This window comes from Actibacterium sp., from assembly GCF_041584535.1.
Lineage (GTDB): Bacteria > Pseudomonadota > Alphaproteobacteria > Rhodobacterales > Rhodobacteraceae > Actibacterium_D.
In genome coordinates this window covers 1-19,301 of sequence record NZ_JBFHDW010000008.1, presented here as the reverse complement: position 1 = coordinate 19,301, position 19,301 = coordinate 1, and the positions used below count along the sequence as shown (strand labels likewise).

Here is a 19,301-nt window from a genome sequence, read left to right as displayed (position 1 = left end):
GGAGGGCGTGCTGTCGGCACTGATCGCAATGCGCCGTGACCGTCCGGCCGTGGTGGCGGGCTTTGGCGGCTATCCGTCGTTTCCGGCGATTGGCGCGGCGGTTCTGCTGCGGTTGCCTCGGATGATCCATGAACAGAACGGTGTGCTGGGCAAGGTGAACAAGCTGTTCGCACGCCGCGTCGATGCCGTGTGCTGTGGCACTTGGCCCACCGCCTTGCCCGAAGGCGTGACCGGCATTCACACCGGCAACCCGGTGCGCGCCGCCGTGATGGAGCGCGCTGGCGCCCCTTATATTCCGCCCGGCGACTATCCGATGAGCATTCTGGTTATCGGCGGCAGTCAGGGCGCGCGCATCCTGTCCGACGTGGTGCCCGATGCGCTTACGGCGCTGCCGGATCAGTTCCGCCGCCATCTGCGCGTCGCTCATCAGGCCCGCCCCGAGGACATCGACCGCGTCACCGCCGCCTATGCCACGGCCGGGATCGATGCCACGGTGCAAAGCTTTTTTGACGATATTCCGAACCGGCTGGCCGAGGCGCAGCTGGTGATCTCGCGCTCGGGTGCCTCCAGCGTTGCCGATATCTCGGTGATCGGGCGGCCCAGCATCCTGATTCCGTTTGCCGCCGCTGCCGAAGACCACCAGACCGCCAATGCGCGGGCGCTGGTCGAGGCGCAGGCCGCGGTGCTGATCCCGGAATCGCGGCTTGAAACCGCCACGCTTTCCGAGCAAATAAGCGCGATCATGACCCAGTCCCGCGCCGCGGTGCAGATGTCGCATGCGGCCCTTGCGGTTGGCATGCCTGACGCAACGACGCGTCTGGCGGCAGTGGTCGAGGAACTGGCCGGGCGCTAGGATCGCCTTGGCCGCGCGTCCCATCCGGGCGCGAACAAAGGACGACAGACGATGAATGCAGCCGCTGCAACCAAGCTTCCCACCGATGTGGGGCCCATCCATTTCGTCGGGATCGGCGGCATTGGCATGTCCGGCATTGCCGAGGTGCTGTTGAACCTTGGCTATCGGGTGCAGGGCTCGGACCTGAAAGCGACCAAGATCACTGACCGGCTGGCCAAGCTGGGCGCGACGATCTTTGTCGGTCAGCGCGCCGAAAATCTGGAAGATGCCGCCGTGGTGGTGATTTCCTCGGCGATCAAGCCGGGCAACCCCGAACTGGACACTGCTCGCGCCCGCGGTCTGCCGGTCGTGCGCCGGGCCGAGATGCTGGCCGAACTGATGCGGCTGAAATCCAACGTCGCGGTGGCGGGCACCCATGGCAAGACCACCACCACCACGATGGTGGCAACGCTGCTGGATGCCGGTGGCATTGATCCCACCGTGGTCAACGGCGGGATCATCCACGCCTATGGCTCGAACGCGCGGATGGGGCAGGGCGAATGGATGGTGGTCGAGGCCGATGAAAGCGACGGCACCTTCAACCGCCTGCCCGCGACCATCGCCATCGTCACCAATATCGACCCCGAGCACATGGAGCACTGGGGCACGATCGAGAACCTGCGGCAGGGGTTCTATGACTTTGTCTCGAACATCCCGTTCTATGGGCTGGCCGTGTGCTGCACCGATCACCCTGAGGTGCAGGCGCTGGTTGGCAAGGTCACCGACCGCCGGGTCGTGACCTTTGGCTTCAACGCGCAGGCCGATGTGCGGGCGATCAACCTGACCTATGAGAACGGCAGCGCCCATTTCGACATCGCGCTTCAGGCCGAGGGCCAGGTGATCGAAGGCTGCACCTTGCCGATGCCCGGCGATCACAACGTCTCGAACGCGCTGGCCGCCGTGGCGGTGGCCCGGCATCTGGGCATGAAGGGTGCCGAGATCCGCTCGGCGCTGGCGGCGTTTGGCGGCGTGAACCGGCGCTTTACCAAGGTGGGCGAAGTGAACGGCGTCACGATCATCGACGATTACGGCCATCACCCGGTGGAAATCGCCGCTGTGCTGAAAGCGGCCCGTCAGGCCACCAAAGGCCGGGTCATCGCCGTGCACCAGCCGCACCGCTATTCGCGCCTGCACTCGCTGTTCGAAGATTTCTGCGCCTGTTTCAACGATGCCGATGTGGTCGCCATCGCCGAGGTCTATGCCGCCGGCGAACAACCGATCGAAGGCGCGTCGCGCGACGATCTGGTGGCCGGCCTGATCCGCCACGGCCACCGCCACGCCAGTGCCCTGCTGAAGGAAGACGATCTTGAGGCGCTGATCCGCGCCGAGGCCAAGCCGGGCGATATGGTCGTCTGTCTGGGCGCGGGCACGATCAGCACATGGGCCAACAACCTGCCTGCCCGCATGAACAAGGACTAGCCCGATGCGCTGCGGCCCAGACGCTTATCCACGGATGCGCCGCCGCAAGGGGCCGCGCCATGGTTGAGGAACTGAAACGCCGCCTTGGGCTGGGTCTGCTGACCGCTTATGGCATCGGCATCATGGTCGGGGCCGGGATTTACGTGCTGGTCGGCGCCGCTGCCGGTCAGGCCGGGGTCTGGGCGCCGGTGTCGTTCCTGCTGGCGGCGATTGTCGCGATCCCCACCGCGCTGTCGTTTTCCGAACTTTCCGCCCGCATCCCCGAGGCCGCAGGCGATTCATCCTATGTCGAGATCGGGCTGCAAAAGCACTGGCTGGCGCTGGTGGTCGGGGCGATCAATGTCATCGCAGGCACTGTGGCTGCGGCGGCGGTGCTGCGTGGCGGGGTCGGATACCTGACCGCGATCACCCCGATCCCGTTCGAGGTCGGTGTGATCGGTCTGGGCGTCATTTTAACCGCAATCGCCATCATTGGTGTGGTCGAATCCCTGAGCTTTGCTGCCCTGATGACCCTGATCGAGGTTATCGGCCTGATGCTGGTGATCTGGGCCGGGTTCGGGGCCGAGCCGGTGGCCGACTGGACCCATCCGCCCGCGCCCTATTGGTCGGGGATATTCGCGGCTTCGATCTTTGCCTTCTTCGCCTTTATCGGCTTCGATGATCTGGTCAACATGGCGGAAGAGGCGAAAAACCCCGGTTTTACCATGCCCGCCTCGATCCTGATCGCGCTGGGCCTGACGGCGGTTCTGTATGCGCTGGTGTCGATGGCGGCTGTGCGCGCCGTCCCGCAAGAGGCGCTGGCCGTGTCCGAACGCCCGCTGGCGCTGGTCTGGGAGACCGCGCGCGGCGGATCGGCGACTTTCCTGTCCGCTATCGCGGTGGCGGCGGCGCTGAACGGGGTGCTGGCGCAGATCGTCATGGCGGCGCGGGTTCTTTACGGGCTTGGGCGGCGCTCGCCGTCGCTGGCGCTGTTTCACCATTCCCATCCCCGGTTCGGAACGCCGGTGCGGGCGTCGCTGATGATCGGGGGGGTGGTGATTGTCTCGGCGCTGACCATGCCGGTGGCGGCGCTGGCCGAGATCACCTCGATGGCGCTTTTGATCGTGTTTGCTATCGTGAACGCGGCCCTGATCGGGCTGAAACGCAAACAACCCGAGGCGCCGTTCCGGGTCTGGACCATCGTGCCGTGGTTCGGCCTGTTCGCCTGTGTCGCTGCCTTTATCGCCGCAATGGGGCCGATGCTATGACGCTGTCTCTGATCCTTGCCTGTTGCTGGGTGATCGCGGCGGCGGTCGTGGCCTTTCTGCCGATGCGCTATCAATATGCGCCGGGGCTGGCCTTGCTGATCGCGGCGGTGCCGTTGCTGGTGTTTCTGGCGGCCGAGAACAACCCGTGGATCGTGCTGGCGGTGCTGGCGGCGATCATCTCGATGTTCCGGCGTCCGCTGGGCGCTTTGCTGCGTTTTCTGAAACGGCGCTATCTATGAGCGCCGGGCTGATCCTTGCTTGCCTGTGGGTGCTGTTGGCCAGCGCCGCCGGGGCCTCGCGCGGGGCGCTGTCGTGGAAGCTGGCCTATGGGCTGATCGCGCTGGCACTGCCGCTGCTGATCTATATCGCTGTGAAGGACGGGGTGATCTGGGCGCTGGTGTTTCTGGTTGCCGCCGGGTCGATCCTGCGCTGGCCATTGATTTACCTTGGCCGCTGGTGCCGCCGGAAATTGCGCGGTAAACCCCCGGTAAGCTAAGAGGGGGCCTATGGGCAATCTGACCGTTCCTTTGACCTATGCAATCTGGGCCGTGGCCCCGATCGTCGCGTATCAGGCCTTGCTGGCCGGGCTGGAGAATGCCGGCCCTGAGCTGCTGCCGCTGTTGGCGGCCTATGCCGTGGCCTCGGTTCTGGTGGCGATGGCGGCGGCTCAGCCTATGGCGCTGATCGCGCCGTTTCTGGCGGTGTCGGCCCTGTCGGTGTTCCTGTATGTGATCGGGCGGAGGGTGTCGAAATGACCGATATGCCATCGGTGCGCGGCACGCTGACGCCGAACCGGCCGCTGAACGACCTGACATGGCTGCGGGTGGGCGGCCCGGCGGATTGGCTGTTTCAGCCAGCCGATCTTGAGGATTTGCAGGATTTCCTGCGGGCGCTGGATCCAGCGGTGCCGGTGTTTCCGATGGGGGTCGGCAGCAACCTGATCGTGCGCGATGGCGGCATCCGCGCCGTGGTGATCCGGCTGGGCCGTGGTTTCAACGGCATTCAGATTGACGGAACCCAAGTCACCGCCGGGGCGGCGCTGCTGGACAGCATGGTCGCGCGCAAGGCGGCTGCGGCAGGGGTGGACCTGACATTTCTGCGCACCATTCCCGGTGCGATCGGCGGCGCGGTGCGGATGAATGCCGGGTGCTATGGGTCTTATGTCGCGGATCATTTCGTTAGTGCACAGGCAGTGACGCGGACGGGCGAGGTGATCACCCTGACCGCGGAGGAGCTGAATTTCCGCTATCGCCAGACCGATCTGCCCGAGGGCTGCGTTTTGGTCAGCGCCACGTTGCAGGGCACGGTGGGCGATCCGCAAGGCCTTGAGGCCCGCATGGCCGATCAATTGGCCAAGCGCGACGCCACTCAGCCGACCAAGGATCGCAGCGCCGGATCGACCTTTCGCAATCCTGCCGGTTTTTCCAGCACTGGCCGCGCCGATGACACCCACGACCTGAAAGCATGGAAGGTGATCGACGACGCCGGAATGCGCGGCGCGACCATTGGCGGTGCGCAAATGTCTGAGAAACATTCGAACTTTCTGATCAACACCGGCGACGCCACGGCTGAAGACCTCGAATCGCTGGGCGAAGAGGTGCGAAAAAGGGTTTTCCAAAACAGCGGGATCACGCTAGAGTGGGAGATCATGAGGGTCGGCGAACCGGCCCCGAAGAAATAATCAAACCAGACCGCACAGGGTCAGGGAAAAGAGGCGGGCATGTCGAGCAGGACAGCCCCGAACGTGGTGGTATTGATGGGTGGCCCCTCGGCCGAACGCGAGGTGTCACTATCGTCTGGGCGTGAATGTGCCGCCGCCCTTCGGGATGAGGGATTCAGCGTTACCGAACTGGACGCCGGGCCGGATCTGCCGGTGCGTCTGGCCGAGCTGCGCCCGGATGTCGTGTTCAACGCGCTGCATGGCCGCTGGGGCGAAGATGGCTGTGTGCAGGGCATCCTTGAATGGATGCGCATTCCCTATACCCATTCCGGAATTCTGGCCTCGGCCCTGGCGATGGACAAGGAACGCAGCAAGGCCGCCTATCGCGCCGCCGGTCTGCCGGTTGTCGCAAGCCGCCTTGCTTGCGCCGACGAGGTGCGCGCGCGCCACGTGCTGCCGCCGCCCTATGTGGTCAAACCCAATAACGAAGGCTCGTCCGTCGGGGTCTATATCGTGCATGAGGCCGCCAATGCGCCGCCGCAACTGTCGCCCGACATGCCCAATGTGGTCATGGTCGAGGCCTTTGCGCCGGGGCGCGAACTGACCACCACCGTGATGGGTGATCGGGCGCTGACCGTGACCGACATCCTGACCGATGGCTGGTATGACTACGACGCCAAATATTCCACCGGCGGCTCGCGCCATGTGGTGCCGGCCGATGTGCCGGCGCAGATTTTTGAGGCCTGTCTGGATTACGCCCTGCGCGCGCATCGGGCGCTGGGCTGTCGCGGCGTCAGCCGCACCGATTTCCGCTGGGATGAAACCCGCGGGCTGGACGGGTTGATCCTGCTTGAGACCAACACTCAGCCCGGCATGACGCCGACCTCGCTGGCGCCTGAACAAGCGGCGCATTGCGGCATCGGCTTTGGCGAACTCTGCCGCTGGATGATCGAGGACGCTTCATGCAACAGATGAGCGTCCTGCCAACCCCGCCGCGCCGCGATCCGGCGCCGACGCGCCTGACCTATCGGATGAACCGGCTGTGGCTGACGCCGCTGTTCCGGGCGTTTCTGCGCGTGGGTCTGCCGTCGTTCCTGATCGTGCTGACGGTGGGGGTTTTTCTGTCCGATCAGGCGCGTCGCGACGATCTGATCTACCGCGTCACCGAATTGCGGCGCTCGATTGAAGAACGCCCCGAATTCATGGTGCAGGTCATGGCGATCAAGGGTGCCTCGACCGAGCTGGATCAGGATATCCGCGAAATTGTGCCGCTGGATTTCCCGATCACCTCGTTCGATCTGGATCTTGAGGACATGCGTCAGGCGGTCACTGGTCTGGACGCCGTGTCGCGGGCCGAATTGCATATCCGCCCCGGCGGCATTCTGGAAATCAGCATCACCGAGCGCCAGCCGATGATTATCTGGCGCAGTCGTCAGGGGCTTGAGCTGCTGGATGGCGAAGGCCACCGCGTCGCGCCTTTGGACAGCCGCGCCGCGCGCCCGGATCTGCCGCTGATTGCCGGCGATGGCGCTGATGTTGCCGTGGCACAGGCGCTGGCGCTGATCGATGCCGCCCGCCCGATCGCCGCGCGTCTGCGCGGGCTGGTGCGGATGGGCGAGCGCCGCTGGGACGTGGTGCTGGATCGCGGCCAACGCATCCTGCTGCCGGAAACCGGCGCGGTGCAGGCGCTTGAGCGGGTGATAGCCCTGCATCAGGCCGATGAATTGCTCGAACGCGATCTGGTCGCGGTCGATATGAGAAACGCAGCCCGCCCGACCCTGCGCATGGCGCAAGGGGCGGTCGAGGAACTGCGGCGGATACGAACTCTTGAGGCAGGAGCACCCAACCGATGACAGATATCTACCAGTCTCAATGCGCGATGCGGCGGATGCGCAAACAGGCGATGGAACGGGGCGTGATCGCCATTCTGGATGTCGGCAGTTCCAAGATCGCTTGTCTGGTGTTGCGTTTTGACGGCCCGGACCGGTTCCGGGGCGCGGATGGGGTAGGCTCGCTTGCCGGGCAATCGTCATTCCGGGTGATCGGTGCCGCCACCACCCGCTCGCGCGGGGTGCGCTTTGGCGAGATCGACTCGATGCCGGAAACCGAACGCGCCATTCGCACGGCGGTGCAGGCGGCGCAGAAAATGGCCAATGTCCGGGTCGATCACGTGATCGCCTGCCTGTCGGGCGCACGGCCGCGCTCTTACGGGCTGGACGGCCAGATCGACCTTGTGGACAGCATCGTCAGCGAAGATGACGTGGCGCGGGTTCTGGCCTCGTGCGATGTGCCGGACTTCGGCGAGGGCCGTGAAGTTCTGCACGCGCAGCCGGTCAATTTCGCGCTGGATCACCGCACCGGCATGGGCGATCCGCGCGGCCAGATCGGCAACCGGCTGGCCTGTGACATGCATGTTCTGACCGTGGATGCCCATGCGATGCAGAACCTGCTGCATTGCATCAAACGCTGCGATCTGGAACTGGCCGGTCTGGCCAGTTCGGCCTATGTGTCGGGCGTGTCCAGTCTGGTCGAGGATGAACAGGAACTGGGCGCGGCCTGTATCGACATGGGCGGTGGCGCCACTGGCGTGTCGATTTTCATCAAGAAACACATGATTTACGCTGACAGCGTGCGGCTGGGCGGCGATCACGTCACGCAGGACATCTCGAAAGGTCTGCAAGTGCCGCTGGCCACCGCCGAGCGCATCAAGACCTTTTACGGCGGCGTTGTCGCCACCGGCATGGATGACCGCGAGATGATCGAGATCGGCGGCGATACCGGCGATTACGAACATGACCGCCGAACTGTCAGCCGCACCGAGCTGATCGGCATCATGCGGCCTCGGGTCGAGGAAATTCTCGAAGATGCGCGCGCCCGTCTGGACGCCGCGGGTTTTGAGCATCTGCCCAGCCAGCAGATCGTGCTGACCGGCGGCTGCAGCCAGATTCCGGGGCTGGACGGGCTGGCCAGCCGCATTCTGGGGCAACAGGTGCGCCTGGGTCGCCCGCTGAGGGTGCAGGGCCTGCCGCAGGCGGCAACCGGGCCGGCATTTTCGTCGGCGGTCGGGCTGTGCCTGTTCGCGGCGCATCCGCAGGACGAATGGTGGGATTTCGACATCCCGGCGGAAAGATACCCGGCGCGGTCGCTGAAACGGGCGATGCGTTGGTTCAAGGATAACTGGTAACCCCAAGATACAGCGGTTTTGGCAAAATACCGCTGGTCTGGTGATCTGACTGTCCAGATTTTGTAGGATTTTCGCGTTTTTTTCGTGACCTACTCTGGTTCAACAGGTAGAATCAGTTGAAATAAGGGCAAGTGCGCGTCCGATGGACAGCGGGCGTAGCGAAAAACAACAGGCGGATATTTCAATGGCTTTGAACCTCATGATGCCGGAACGCGATGAACTGAAGCCGCGGATCACCGTTTTCGGGGTCGGCGGGGCAGGCGGGAACGCCGTCAACAACATGATCGAAAAGCAGCTTGAGGGTGTCGAGTTCGTAACCGCGAACACCGATGCGCAGGCGCTTCAGCAATCCTTGGCCCCGGCCAAGATCCAGATGGGCGTGAAAGTCACCGAAGGTCTGGGCGCCGGGGCGCGCCCGTCGGTTGGTGCCGCTGCTGCCGAAGAAACCATCGAGGAAATCGTCGATCATCTGGCTGGCGCGCATATGTGCTTTATCACCGCCGGTATGGGTGGCGGCACCGGCACCGGTGCGGCCCCGATCATCGCGCAAGCCGCGCGTGAGCTGGGCGTTCTGACCGTCGGCGTCGTGACCAAGCCGTTCCAGTTCGAAGGCGCCAAGCGGATGCGTCAGGCCGAAGAGGGTGTCGAAGCCCTGCAAAAGGTCGTCGATACGCTGATCATCATTCCGAACCAGAACCTGTTCCGTCTGGCGAACGAGAAAACCACCTTCACCGAAGCCTTCAGCATGGCCGACGATGTGCTGTATCAGGGCGTCAAAGGCGTGACCGACCTGATGGTGCGCCCCGGCCTGATCAACCTCGACTTTGCTGATGTGCGCGCCGTGATGGACGAAATGGGCAAGGCGATGATGGGCACCGGCGAGGCCTCGGGCGACGAGCGCGCCATTCAGGCCGCCGAGAAAGCCATCGCTAACCCGCTGCTGGATGAAATCAGCCTGCGCGGTGCGCGTGGTGTGCTGATCAACATCACCGGCGGCTATGACCTGACCCTGTTCGAACTGGACGAAGCCGCGAACCGCATCCGCGAAGAGGTGGATCCGGACGCCAACATCATCGTCGGCTCGACCCTGGACACCACGATGGAAGGCGTCATGCGCGTGTCCGTCGTTGCAACCGGCATCGACGCCAGCGAAATCATGCACGAAGCCCCGGTTCCGCGCCGTCGCCTGTCCGAGCCGCTTCAGCCCGCCGCCGCTGCGCCGGCCGAAGACGAGTTTTATGAAGAGCCGATGCAGCTGACCCAGCGCGCCGAGCCCGAGCAATCGCTGTTCCCGGCCTTTGATGCCGCGACCGCCGAAGAGCAGGCCGAGGACATCTTCGAAGACGATCTCAGCGACGATCTGCCGCCGCCGGCCTATCGGCCCGCGCAACCGGCCCATCACGCCACCTATGCCGTGGCTGAAGAGGGCGAGGAAGAAGCCTTTGTCGCGCCCAAGCCGCGCGTTCCCGGCACCCCGACGCCCGAGGCTCTGGCCCGGTTGCAGGCCGCAGTCGCCAAAACTCCGGCACGCGGTGCGATGCAGCAGGCAGCGCCCCGTCAGGCCGCTCCGGCGCCTGCCCCGGAAAAAGCCCGCTTCGGCATCGGCTCGCTGATCAACCGCATGGCCGGTCACGAAGCCCCGGCGCGCGGGGCAATGCCGCAGCGTCAACAGCCGCAAGTGCAGGGCTATCAGGAAGATCCCGAGCTGGACCCCGAGCAGGAACGGATCGAAATTCCGGCATTTCTGCGCCGTCAGGCCAACTGATCACATCACTACATAATGCAAGAAAAGGGGTCGGATTTCCGGCCCCTTTTTCTATGAAAACAACGGCTTGATAGGGGCGATCCAAGGCTTGGCGGGAATCTGCCGATGGCGATTACGGCTATGTTTCATCCCGTTACAAAGATTGAGTTGTGATTGAGCCTGCGCCTGCGTAGGTCGAGGGTGCCGGAAACATGGATCTCCGGTGCTGCTATTGGGTGCCTTGTGCAAGCCACACTTAAATCTTCGGTTCAGTTCGATGGCGTCGGTCTTCATTCCGGCGCGCCGGTGCGCATGATCGTTCATCCGGCTTCGGCAGAATACGGCGTCTGGTTTCGCCGCACCGATGTTGAAAACGCCGATCCGCTGATCCCGGCCCGCTGGGATGCGGTCGAACAGTCGATGCTGTGCACGTTGCTGGTCAACGGCGATGGTGTGTCGGTCTCGACGGTCGAACATATCATGGCGGCGCTTGTCGGCTGTGGCATCCAGAACGCGCTGATTGAAATCGACGGCCCCGAGGTTCCGATCCTTGATGGCTCGGCCGCCCAGTTCGTCGAGGCCTTCGTCGCGCGTGGCCTGCAATATCTGGACGCGCCGAACCGCGCGATCCGCATCCTGCGTCCGGTCGAAGTGCGCCGGGGCGAGGCCGTGGCCCGCCTTGAGCCCGCCGAGACGCTGGAAATCGACTTTCATATCGACTTTGCCGATGCCGCGATCGGTCGTCAGGACAAGACCCTGAACATGGCCAACGGCGCTTTCGTGCGTGAACTTTGTGACAGCCGCACCTTCTGCCGTCAGGCCGATGTCGATGCGATGCGCGCGCAGGGGCTGGCACTGGGCGGCACGCTGGATAATGCCGTGGTGGTCGAGGGCGACAAGGTTCTCAGCCCCGGCGGTCTGCGTCACTCGGACGAGGCCGTGCGCCACAAGATGCTGGACGCTCTGGGCGATCTGGCGCTGGCAGGCGCGCCGATTCTGGGCCGCTATACCGGCCACCGTGCCGGACATGCGCTGACCAATGCGTTGCTGCGCGAATTGTTCGCAACGCCCGACGCCTGGCGCATGGAAGTGTGCGATTCCGCTCAGGCACGCCGTCTTCCCGGCGTTGGCGTCAAAGCCGCCGATCTGCGCGCGGTTGCCTAATCTGAAAAACAACGCCAAAGGCGTTTTGCAGCCAAATTTTATGTGCTAGGACACGAGGCAAGGTTTCGGCCCGTTTCCACGATGCGTGGCCGCATAGTCAGACGATAGGGTAGGCGGTCGATGGGCATCAGCAGTTCGCGCAAAAGTCTTGCGGTGGCATTTTCAGCATTGGCTGTTCTGGCGGCTTGCGGTGGTGGTCGCGACGAAGAGCGCCCGATCGAAAGCTATTCCGCCGAAGAAATCTATGCGCAGGCCGAGTTCCAGCTCGAAGATGACCCGCGCAAGGGCGACAAGGCCGCCGAGACCTTTGCCGAGGTCGAACGCCTGTATCCCTATTCGGAATGGGCGAAACGGTCGCTGATCATGCAGGCCTATGCCTATCATCAGGCCCGCGATTACGAATCCAGCCGCGCCGCCGCACAGCGCTATATCGACTTCTATCCGGCGGACGAAGACGCCGCTTATGCGCAATACCTGCTGGCGCTCAGCTATTACGACCAGATCGACCTTGTGGGCCGCGATCAGGGCGTGACTTATCAGGCGCTGCAATCGCTGCGCACGGTCATCGAACGCTATCCCGACAGCGAATATGCCCAGTCGGCGATTCTGAAATTCGATCTGGCGTTCAACCATCTTGCCGCCAAAGAGATGGAGATCGGCCGCTATTACCTGAAACGCGGGCATTATGCCGCAGCCGCCAACCGGTTCCGCACCGTGGTCGAGGATTTCAAAACCACCACGATGACGCCCGAGGCGCTGTATCGGCTGATCGAATGCTATCTGTCGCTGGGGCTGAATACCGACGCTCAGGCTGCGGGCGCGATCCTTGGCTATAACTTCCAGTCCACCGAATGGTATCAGGAAGCCTTTGATCTGTTGCAGGGCAAGGGCCTGAAACCCGAACTGATTGGCACCGGCTGGCTGCAATCGATCTATCGCCAGATGATCCGCGGCGCATGGCTCTGATCGCGCTTCAAGGGGTTTGAACCATGCTGCGCAGTCTCGATATCCGGGACCTGCTGATCATTGACCGGCTGGAGCTTGCGTTTCAGCCCGGCCTGAATGTGCTGACTGGCGAAACCGGGGCCGGGAAATCCATTCTTCTTGATGCGCTTGGCTTTGTGCTGGGCTGGCGCGGTCGCGCCGAACTGGTGCGCGCCGGTGCCGATCAGGGCGAGGTGGTCGCGGTGTTCGACCTGCCGCCTGACCATGCCGCGCGCGCGGTGCTGGTTGATGCCGGTCTGCCCGCCGGAGACGAGCTGATTCTGCGTCGGGTGAACAGCGCCGATGGCCGCAAGACCGCTTGGGTGAACGACCGCCGTGCCTCGGGCGAGGTGCTGCGGGCGCTGTCGGATACGCTGGTGGAACTGCACGGCCAACAGGATGACCGCGGCCTGCTGAATCCGCGCGGCCACCGGGTGTTGCTGGACGATTTCGCTGGTCTGGGGGATGAGCTGACCACAACCCGCGCCGCGTGGCGTCAGGTGGCGGCGGCGCGCCGCGATCTGCAAGCTGCCGAAACCGCTTTGGCCGCCGTGCGCGACGAAGAAGATTACCTGCGCCATGCCGTCGGCGAATTGGACGCGCTGGATCCGCAGCCCGGCGAAGAGGCCGATCTGGATGCCCGCCGTCGGATGATGCAGGCCGCCGACCGCATCCGCGAAGACATCGCCCGCGCCTTTGCCGCATTGGGCACCGATGGCGGTGCCGAGGCGATGATGGGCGATGCCACGCGCTGGCTGGACGGTGTCGCCGACAAGGCCGAGGGCGCTTTGGACGGCGCGATCGACGCGCTGGGACGGGCGCAGATCGAACTGGGCGAGGCACAGCAGGCGGTCGAGGACGTGTTGCAATCGCTGGCCTTTAACCCCGCTGATCTGGAGCAGGTCGAGGAACGCCTCTTTGCCATTCGCGGGCTGGCCCGCAAGCATGGCGTGGCCCCCGACGATCTGGGCGGTTTTGCCGAGGATCTGCGCGCCAAGCTGGCGGCGCTGGACGCGGGCGAGGCCGATCTGGATGCCCTGCGCAAAGCGCTGCGCGGTGCCGAGGCCACCTATCAGACCGCCGCCGCCGCCCTCAGCGCCCGCCGCCACACCGCCGCTGCGGCGCTGGACGCCGCGATGGCTGGCGAACTGGCGCCGCTGAAGATGGAGCGCGCGGTGTTCACCACCGAGGTTTCCACCGCCGAGCCTGGCCCGGACGGGCAGGACAACGTGGCCTTTGCCGTGGCCACCAACCCCGGCGCGCCCTCGGGACCGCTGAACAAGATCGCCTCGGGCGGGGAACTCAGCCGGTTTTTGCTGGCGCTCAAGGTCTGTCTGACCAAGGGCAGCAGCGGCCTGACGATGATCTTCGACGAAATCGACCGCGGTGTCGGCGGCGCCACCGCCGATGCGGTGGGTCGGCGTCTGGCGGCACTGGCCGAGGGCGGTCAGGTGCTGGTGGTCACGCATTCGCCGCAGGTTGCGGCACTGGGCGCGCATCACTGGCGCGTCGCCAAAGAGGTGCGCGATGGCCTGACCCTGTCCAGCGTCACGCCCGTCGATGACGCCCACCGCGTCGATGAAATCGCCCGGATGCTGGCCGGGGACACCATCACCGCCGAGGCCCGCGCCGCCGCTCGCGCCCTGCTGGCGGGCTAGGACCATTGCGGCGGGCGGGATTTCCCGCTCATATAGGGGCACCGCAATTCGGGGGCCGCGCCTATGTTCCAGACATTCGAAACCGTCACCCGTCCTGCCGATGGCCCGCCGCGCCTTGCTGCCTTGCGGGCTCAGATGGCGGGGCTGGCGCTGGACGGGTTCCTTGTGCCGCGCGCCGACGCGCATCAGGGTGAATATGTCGCGCCGCGCGATGACCGGCTGGCGTGGCTGACCGGGTTCACCGGCTCGGCCGGGTTCGCGGCGGTGTTGCAGGCGCGGGCCGGGGTGTTCATCGACGGGCGCTACCGGGTGCAGGTGCGCCAACAGATCGCGCCCGAGGCGTTCGAGCCGGTGCATTGGCCCGAAACCCAGTTGGCCGATTGGCTGCGGCAGGCGCTGCCCGATGGCGGCGTGGTCGGGTTCGATCCGTGGCTGCACACGTTCGAACAGATCGATACCCTGCTGAAAGGCCTTGAAAACAGCGGCATCACCCTGTCCGAGACCGACAATCTGATCGACCGGATCTGGCCGGATCAGCCCGCGCCGCCGCATGGGTTGATCGTGCCGCATCCCGACGATCTGGCCGGCGAGCCGCATCTGCACAAGCGGCAAAGGCTGGCGGGGCAATTGCGCAAGGCGGGCCAAAAGGCGGCGGTGCTGACCTTGCCGGATTCGATTGCATGGCTGTTGAACATCCGTGGCAGCGACATTCCCCGCAACCCGGTGCCGCACGGCTTTGCCATTCTCAGCGCCGATGCGCGGGTGACGCTGTTCACCGATCCGGCGAAATGCAACGACGCGCTGCGGGCGCATCTGGGCGACGATGTGACCCTGCGCCCGGCCGAGGCGTTTGAAGCCGCCCTGCGCAGCCAGACCGGCACCGTCCGCGTCGACCGCGCCAGCGCGCCGTTCCGGGTGACCGGGCTGTTGAACGAGGCCGGGGTCGATATGGAATGGGGGCAGGACCCCTGCATCCTGCCCAAAGCCTGCAAGAACCCGGTCGAGATCGACGGCAGCATCAAGGCGCATCTGCGCGATGGCGCGGCGCTGGTCGAGTTCCTGTTCTGGCTGGACACCACCCTGCCGGGCGGCCGCCTGACCGAGATCGACGTCGTGACCGAACTGGAAGTCTGCCGTCAGGCCACCGGCCGCCTGCGCGACATCAGCTTTGACACCATCGCTGGCAGCGGCCCGCATGGCGCCATCGTGCATTACCGGGTCTCGGCCGCCAGCAACCGCGCGATCCGCGATGGTGACTTGCTGTTGATCGACAGCGGCGGCCAGTATCGCGACGGCACCACCGATATCACCCGCACGGTGGCGGTGGGTGCAGTCGGGGACGAGGAAAAGCACTGTTTCACCCGCGTCCTGCAAGGCATGATCGCCATGTCGCGCGCCCGGTTCCCTAAAGGCGTCGCCGGGCGCGATCTGGATGCGCTGGCGCGGTATCCGCTGTGGCTGGCCGGACAGGATTACGACCACGGCACCGGCCACGGCGTCGGGTCCTATCTGTGCGTGCATGAGGGGCCGCAGCGGCTGTCTCGGGTCTCGGACGTGGTGCTGCAACCGGGGATGATCCTGTCGAACGAGCCGGGCTATTACCGCGAGGGCGCCTTTGGCATTCGCATCGAAAACCTGATCGTTGTGCAAGAGGCGCCGCCGGTTGCGGGCGGCGATGACCGGTCAATGCTCAGCTTCCGCACCTTGACGCTGGCGCCGATTGATCTGCGGCTGGTCAGCGCCGATCTGCTGAGTCGGGACGAGCGCGCCTGGCTGAACGCCTATCACGCCCGCGTCGCCCGCGAGCTGTCGTCGCTGCTGTCGTCGGGGGCGCGGGATTGGCTGGAACGGGTGACGCGGCCCCTGTGACATCTTGGGACTGGAATTCGGGCCACGGAAGTGTCATGAAGCCCCGATATTATGCATCCGCATTGAAATTCAGGAGAAACCACATGACCGAAGAAATGATGGTCCGTAAGGCCGAAGGCAAATGGGTGGTCCGGGCAGGGGGTGCTGTTCTGGGTGAAACATCGAACGCGCTGGAACTGTCGGAAAACAACATGCTGCCGGTGATCTATTTCCCGCTGTCGGACATCGCGATGCCGTTTCTTGAGGCCGCCGAGCGGCGCAAGGCCAGCCCGACGCTGGGCGAGGCACAGTTCTATTCGATCGAAACCAAAAGCACCTCGCTGACCGATGCGGCATGGTGCCTGCAGGAGCCCAAAGGCGCGCTTGAGCGTCTGGCCGGGCATCTGGGCTTTCGCATCAGCGACAAAGTGACGGTCGAACAGCTGTAATCCGGCTTTCACCGCATGGACTGATGACCAACCCCGGCCAATGCGCCGGGGTTTTTCATGTCAGGAATGTTCTTCTGCCGCCGTGGCGGCCAGCGCGCGGTTATAGGCGCTCAGCGCATCGACATGGAACAGCGCGCCCAGCAAGACCGCCTCGGTGTCGTCGCCGGGCGGGCGGACGACCGGCAGAAAGCTGTGGCCGGTATCCTCGAACATCGGCAGGGCGGTTTCCAGCGTGGCGTCGGGGTGCAGGAAGGTGCCGGTCTCCATCAATTGCTCGCAGGCCTCGCGTGAGGCGGCGCCGGGCGTATCGACCGCCCGCATCACCACGCTGGCCTTGTAAAGCGACATCAAATAGGCCTGCGGCCCGGCGGCGACATGTTTTCCGGCGCGTTCAAGCTGGGTCAGAAAGAACGACCGGTCGACAAGCCGCGAGGCCAGAGCGGTCGAGATCGACACCGCCACCATCACTGCCAGCCCGGTCTGCCAGTCTCCGGTCAATTCGAACACGATCAGTGTGGTCGAGATCGGCGCCCCCAGCACCGCCGCTGCCACCGCGCCCATGCCTGCCAGCGCATAGAGCGTCTCGTCGCCGTTGACCGATGACACCAGCGACGTTGCCACCAGCCCGAACGCCAACCCGGTCAGCGCGCCCATCATCAGCGATGGCGAAAACACCCCGCCGCCCATCCGGCCCGCCATGGTGATCGACACGGCGATGGCTTTGAGGATGGCAAAGACGATGACTTCGTGCAGCAACAGGTTGCCGGTCAGCGCCGCCGAGGTGGTCTCGTAACCAACGCCGATGATATGCGGGAAAAAGATCGCCAGCCCGCCCAGCATCGCCCCCGCCACCGCCGGACGCAGCCAGCGCGGCAGGCGCAGCGAATGCTGGATCGAATTGCCGATGTCGTCGGCCCAGAAAATCGCCTTCATCAACAGCACCGCAACCAGACCGCACACAAGCCCCAGCAGCACAAAGGCCGGCAGTTCGAAATAGATCACCAGCGAGTTGTCCACCGGCAGCGAAAACTCGGTCATGTTGCCGAATTCCAGTCGGCTGATGACGGTTCCGGCGGCGCTGGCGATGACGATCGGGGCAAAGGCGTGGACGGCGAAATGGCGCAGCACCACCTCAAGCGCGAACAGCGCCCCGGCAATCGGCGCGTTGAACGAGGCCGACACCGCCGCCGCCACCGCGCAGCCCAGCAGGTCGCGCCCGACGATGCCATTGGCGTTGATCCGGACCGACACCCAACTGGCGATCATCGCGGCCATATGCACCACCGGCCCTTCGCGCCCGGTCGAGCCGCCCGAACTGAGCGTGATCAGCGATGACAGCGCCGAGGCGATCCCGGCGCGTTTATCGACCCGGCCGTCATGCAGGGCCGCGCCCTCGATCACATCCGCGACCGAGCGCACCCGCGCGTCATCGGTGAAATGATGCAGGATCAGCCCCACCACCAGCCCGCCGCAAATCGGGATCACCAGAACCCAATACCACGGCAGGGTCTCGGCAAAGCTGTGCAGCATCGTCAGGTCCGAGGTGCCATAAAGCCGGGTCTGTAACGCGTTGATCGCAAGGCGAAACCCCAGCGTCGCGAACCCCGCCGCCGTGCCGATGGCCAGCGCGATGAACCAGAATTGAATCTGCGACGGACCTTTCAGCAACAGCACCGACCGGGCCCTGCGCAATTCGGTCAGGGCCTCGTCATACTGGCGTTTGAGGAGGCGTTTCAGCGGCTCGCTCACGCGCGGTCATCCTGCGCCGGGCAAAGGACATTATAGGCTTTCCCCGCGCTGCCCGTCTGGCTTAGGGTTCCTATTGATACACGCCTGATCGGAAGGATGATCCATGTCCATCACCACAGCCATCGAGGCACTGACCCAAGTCTTAGGCGATCGGTTAAGCCTGTCCAAGTCCGATCTGGAAACCCACGGCCAGAACGAGTCGCATTTCCCGGTCACGCCGCCCGATGCGGTGGCCTATCCGGTAAACACCGACGAGGTGTCGCAGATCATGCGCCTGTGTTCGGCGCATGGCTGTCCGGTGGTCGGCTATGGCGCGGGCACCTCGCTTGAGGGGCACGCGCTGGCGGTGCAGGGCGGGGTGGCGGTGGATTTCAGCCGGATGAACGCCGTTCTTGAGGTCAACCAATCGGATATGGATGTGCGGGTTCAGCCCGGCGTCACGCGCGAGGCGCTGAACCACGAATTGCGCGCGACGGGGCTGTTCTTTCCGGTCGATCCGGGGGCCAATGCCTCGATCGGGGGGATGGCTGCGACCCGGGCCAGCGGCACGACGGCGGTGCGCTATGGCACGATGCGCGACAACGTGCTGGGGCTTGAGGTGGTTCTGGCCGATGGCCGGATCATCCGCACCGGCACCCGCGCCCGTAAATCCAGTGCCGGCTATGACCTGACCGGGCTGTTCGTCGGGTCCGAGGGCACGCTGGGTCTGATTACCGAACTGACCCTGCGCCTGCATGGCCAGCCCGAGGCGATCAGCTCGGCCGTTTGTGCCTTCGATGACATCGGCGCGGCGGTCGAAACGGTGATCGCCACGATCCAGATGGGCATCCCAATGGCCCGGATCGAGTTTCTGGATGCCGCCTCGGTCGCGGCGGTGAATGCCTATTCCAAGACCGACCTGCCCGAAGTGCCGCATCTGATGATCGAATTCCACGGTTCCGAGGCCGGAGTGGCGGAACAGGCCGAACGGTTTGGAGACATCGCCGACAGCATGGGCGGCCACGGGTTCAAATGGTCGTCGCGCCCGGAAGAACGCAACGCGCTGTGGGATGCCCGGCACAAGGCCTATTGGGCGATTCTGGCCTCGCGTCCCGGCGCGATGGGGCTGGTGACCGATCTGTGCGTGCCGATCTCACGATTGGCCGAGGCGGTGACGGCGGCGCATGCGGATATCGCCGCCGCGTCGATCCCCGGCCCGATTCTGGGCCATGTCGGTGACGGCAATTTCCACTCCTGCCTGCTGGTCGATCCGAACAGCGCCGCCGAACTGGCCGAGGCCAAGGCCATCGCCGCGCGCATGGTC

General features: G+C 64.8%; 18 protein-coding genes. 17 read left to right on the top strand and 1 reads right to left on the bottom strand.

Going from position 1 to position 19,301, the window contains the following annotated elements; all coding sequences use genetic code 11:
- The 16 genes from ABYW26_RS00965 to ABYW26_RS00890 form a co-directional block, all read left to right on the top strand.
- Positions 1-853: UDP-N-acetylglucosamine--N-acetylmuramyl-(pentapeptide) pyrophosphoryl-undecaprenol N-acetylglucosamine transferase (locus tag ABYW26_RS00965; protein ID WP_372602804.1), on the top strand; the 853-nt coding region annotated here is incomplete at its 5' end.
- Positions 854-904: 51 nt separating this feature from the next.
- Positions 905-2,311: a UDP-N-acetylmuramate--L-alanine ligase gene (gene murC / locus ABYW26_RS00960; protein WP_372602803.1), complete on the top strand. Its 1,407-nt coding sequence runs from the start codon at positions 905-907 to the stop codon at positions 2,309-2,311.
- A gap of 59 nt (positions 2,312-2,370) precedes the next feature.
- Positions 2,371-3,558 carry an APC family permease gene (locus tag ABYW26_RS00955; RefSeq protein WP_372602802.1) on the top strand — a complete coding sequence of 396 codons (1,188 nt, stop codon included), beginning with the start codon at positions 2,371-2,373 and terminating at the stop codon, positions 3,556-3,558.
- Positions 3,555-3,797, top strand: coding sequence for a DUF2484 family protein (locus ABYW26_RS00950; RefSeq protein WP_372602801.1), 243 nt, complete (start codon positions 3,555-3,557; stop codon positions 3,795-3,797). The genes ABYW26_RS00955 and ABYW26_RS00950 overlap by 4 nt, the downstream gene beginning before the upstream one ends.
- Positions 3,794-4,054, top strand: a complete 261-nt coding sequence (locus ABYW26_RS00945; protein ID WP_372602800.1) for a DUF2484 family protein — start codon at positions 3,794-3,796, stop codon at positions 4,052-4,054. The genes ABYW26_RS00950 and ABYW26_RS00945 overlap by 4 nt, the downstream gene beginning before the upstream one ends.
- Positions 4,055-4,064: 10 nt before the next feature.
- Positions 4,065-4,313: a hypothetical protein gene (locus ABYW26_RS00940; RefSeq protein WP_372602799.1), complete on the top strand. Its 249-nt coding sequence runs from the start codon at positions 4,065-4,067 to the stop codon at positions 4,311-4,313.
- Positions 4,310-5,239, top strand: a complete 930-nt coding sequence (gene murB / locus ABYW26_RS00935) for a UDP-N-acetylmuramate dehydrogenase (RefSeq protein WP_372602798.1) — start codon at positions 4,310-4,312, stop codon at positions 5,237-5,239. Before ABYW26_RS00940 ends, murB begins: the two co-directional genes overlap by 4 nt.
- A gap of 39 nt (positions 5,240-5,278) precedes the next feature.
- A complete protein-coding gene (locus ABYW26_RS00930; protein ID WP_372602797.1) occupies positions 5,279-6,193 on the top strand; it encodes a D-alanine--D-alanine ligase in 915 nt (304 codons plus the stop codon).
- Positions 6,181-7,071, top strand: a complete 891-nt coding sequence (locus ABYW26_RS00925; protein WP_372602796.1) for a cell division protein FtsQ/DivIB — start codon at positions 6,181-6,183, stop codon at positions 7,069-7,071. Before ABYW26_RS00930 ends, ABYW26_RS00925 begins: the two co-directional genes overlap by 13 nt.
- Positions 7,068-8,402 (top strand): cell division protein FtsA, encoded by a 1,335-nt coding sequence (ftsA, locus tag ABYW26_RS00920; RefSeq protein ID WP_372602795.1) that lies wholly within the window; start codon positions 7,068-7,070, stop codon positions 8,400-8,402. Before ABYW26_RS00925 ends, ftsA begins: the two co-directional genes overlap by 4 nt.
- Before the next feature lie 184 nt (positions 8,403-8,586).
- A complete protein-coding gene (gene ftsZ / locus ABYW26_RS00915; protein WP_372602794.1) occupies positions 8,587-10,167 on the top strand; it encodes a cell division protein FtsZ in 1,581 nt (526 codons plus the stop codon).
- A gap of 222 nt (positions 10,168-10,389) precedes the next feature.
- Positions 10,390-11,310 carry a UDP-3-O-acyl-N-acetylglucosamine deacetylase gene (gene lpxC / locus ABYW26_RS00910; RefSeq protein WP_372602793.1) on the top strand — a complete coding sequence of 307 codons (921 nt, stop codon included), beginning with the start codon at positions 10,390-10,392 and terminating at the stop codon, positions 11,308-11,310.
- Between the two features lie 120 nt (positions 11,311-11,430).
- Positions 11,431-12,276 carry an outer membrane protein assembly factor BamD gene (locus ABYW26_RS00905; RefSeq protein ID WP_372602792.1) on the top strand — a complete coding sequence of 282 codons (846 nt, stop codon included), beginning with the start codon at positions 11,431-11,433 and terminating at the stop codon, positions 12,274-12,276.
- A 23-nt stretch (positions 12,277-12,299) separates the two neighbouring features.
- Positions 12,300-13,952 (top strand): DNA repair protein RecN, encoded by a 1,653-nt coding sequence (gene recN, locus ABYW26_RS00900; protein ID WP_372602791.1) that lies wholly within the window; start codon positions 12,300-12,302, stop codon positions 13,950-13,952.
- 63 nt (positions 13,953-14,015) lie between these two features.
- Positions 14,016-15,821, top strand: a complete 1,806-nt coding sequence (locus ABYW26_RS00895) for an aminopeptidase P family protein (protein ID WP_372602790.1) — start codon at positions 14,016-14,018, stop codon at positions 15,819-15,821.
- 83 nt (positions 15,822-15,904) lie between these two features.
- Positions 15,905-16,249, top strand: a complete 345-nt coding sequence (locus ABYW26_RS00890; RefSeq protein ID WP_372602789.1) for a DUF427 domain-containing protein — start codon at positions 15,905-15,907, stop codon at positions 16,247-16,249.
- Between the two features lie 60 nt (positions 16,250-16,309).
- Here ABYW26_RS00890 and ABYW26_RS00885 read toward each other — a convergent pair whose 3' ends face one another.
- Positions 16,310-17,998 carry a chloride channel protein gene (locus ABYW26_RS00885; protein ID WP_372602788.1) on the bottom strand — a complete coding sequence of 563 codons (1,689 nt, stop codon included), beginning with the start codon at positions 17,996-17,998 and terminating at the stop codon, positions 16,310-16,312.
- A 103-nt stretch (positions 17,999-18,101) separates the two neighbouring features.
- On the opposite strand from ABYW26_RS00885, the gene ABYW26_RS00880 reads away from it, so the two are divergent.
- On the top strand, positions 18,102-19,301 hold a 1,200-nt coding region (locus ABYW26_RS00880), incomplete at its 3' end, for an FAD-binding oxidoreductase (protein ID WP_372602787.1).

Coding starts and splice junctions, on each gene's coding strand:
- ABYW26_RS00930 (WP_372602797.1), top strand. CDS start 5,279: ATGTCGAGCAGGACAGCCCCGAACGTGGTGGTATTGATGGGTGGCCCC.
- recN (WP_372602791.1), top strand. CDS start 12,300: ATGCTGCGCAGTCTCGATATCCGGGACCTGCTGATCATTGACCGGCTG.
- ABYW26_RS00940 (WP_372602799.1), top strand. CDS start 4,065: ATGGGCAATCTGACCGTTCCTTTGACCTATGCAATCTGGGCCGTGGCC.
- ABYW26_RS00890 (WP_372602789.1), top strand. CDS start 15,905: ATGACCGAAGAAATGATGGTCCGTAAGGCCGAAGGCAAATGGGTGGTC.
- murB (WP_372602798.1), top strand. CDS start 4,310: ATGACCGATATGCCATCGGTGCGCGGCACGCTGACGCCGAACCGGCCG.
- ftsZ (WP_372602794.1), top strand. CDS start 8,587: ATGGCTTTGAACCTCATGATGCCGGAACGCGATGAACTGAAGCCGCGG.
- murC (WP_372602803.1), top strand. CDS start 905: ATGAATGCAGCCGCTGCAACCAAGCTTCCCACCGATGTGGGGCCCATC.
- ABYW26_RS00955 (WP_372602802.1), top strand. CDS start 2,371: ATGGTTGAGGAACTGAAACGCCGCCTTGGGCTGGGTCTGCTGACCGCT.
- ABYW26_RS00905 (WP_372602792.1), top strand. CDS start 11,431: ATGGGCATCAGCAGTTCGCGCAAAAGTCTTGCGGTGGCATTTTCAGCA.
- ftsA (WP_372602795.1), top strand. CDS start 7,068: ATGACAGATATCTACCAGTCTCAATGCGCGATGCGGCGGATGCGCAAA.
- ABYW26_RS00925 (WP_372602796.1), top strand. CDS start 6,181: ATGCAACAGATGAGCGTCCTGCCAACCCCGCCGCGCCGCGATCCGGCG.
- ABYW26_RS00945 (WP_372602800.1), top strand. CDS start 3,794: ATGAGCGCCGGGCTGATCCTTGCTTGCCTGTGGGTGCTGTTGGCCAGC.
- ABYW26_RS00895 (WP_372602790.1), top strand. CDS start 14,016: ATGTTCCAGACATTCGAAACCGTCACCCGTCCTGCCGATGGCCCGCCG.
- ABYW26_RS00950 (WP_372602801.1), top strand. CDS start 3,555: ATGACGCTGTCTCTGATCCTTGCCTGTTGCTGGGTGATCGCGGCGGCG.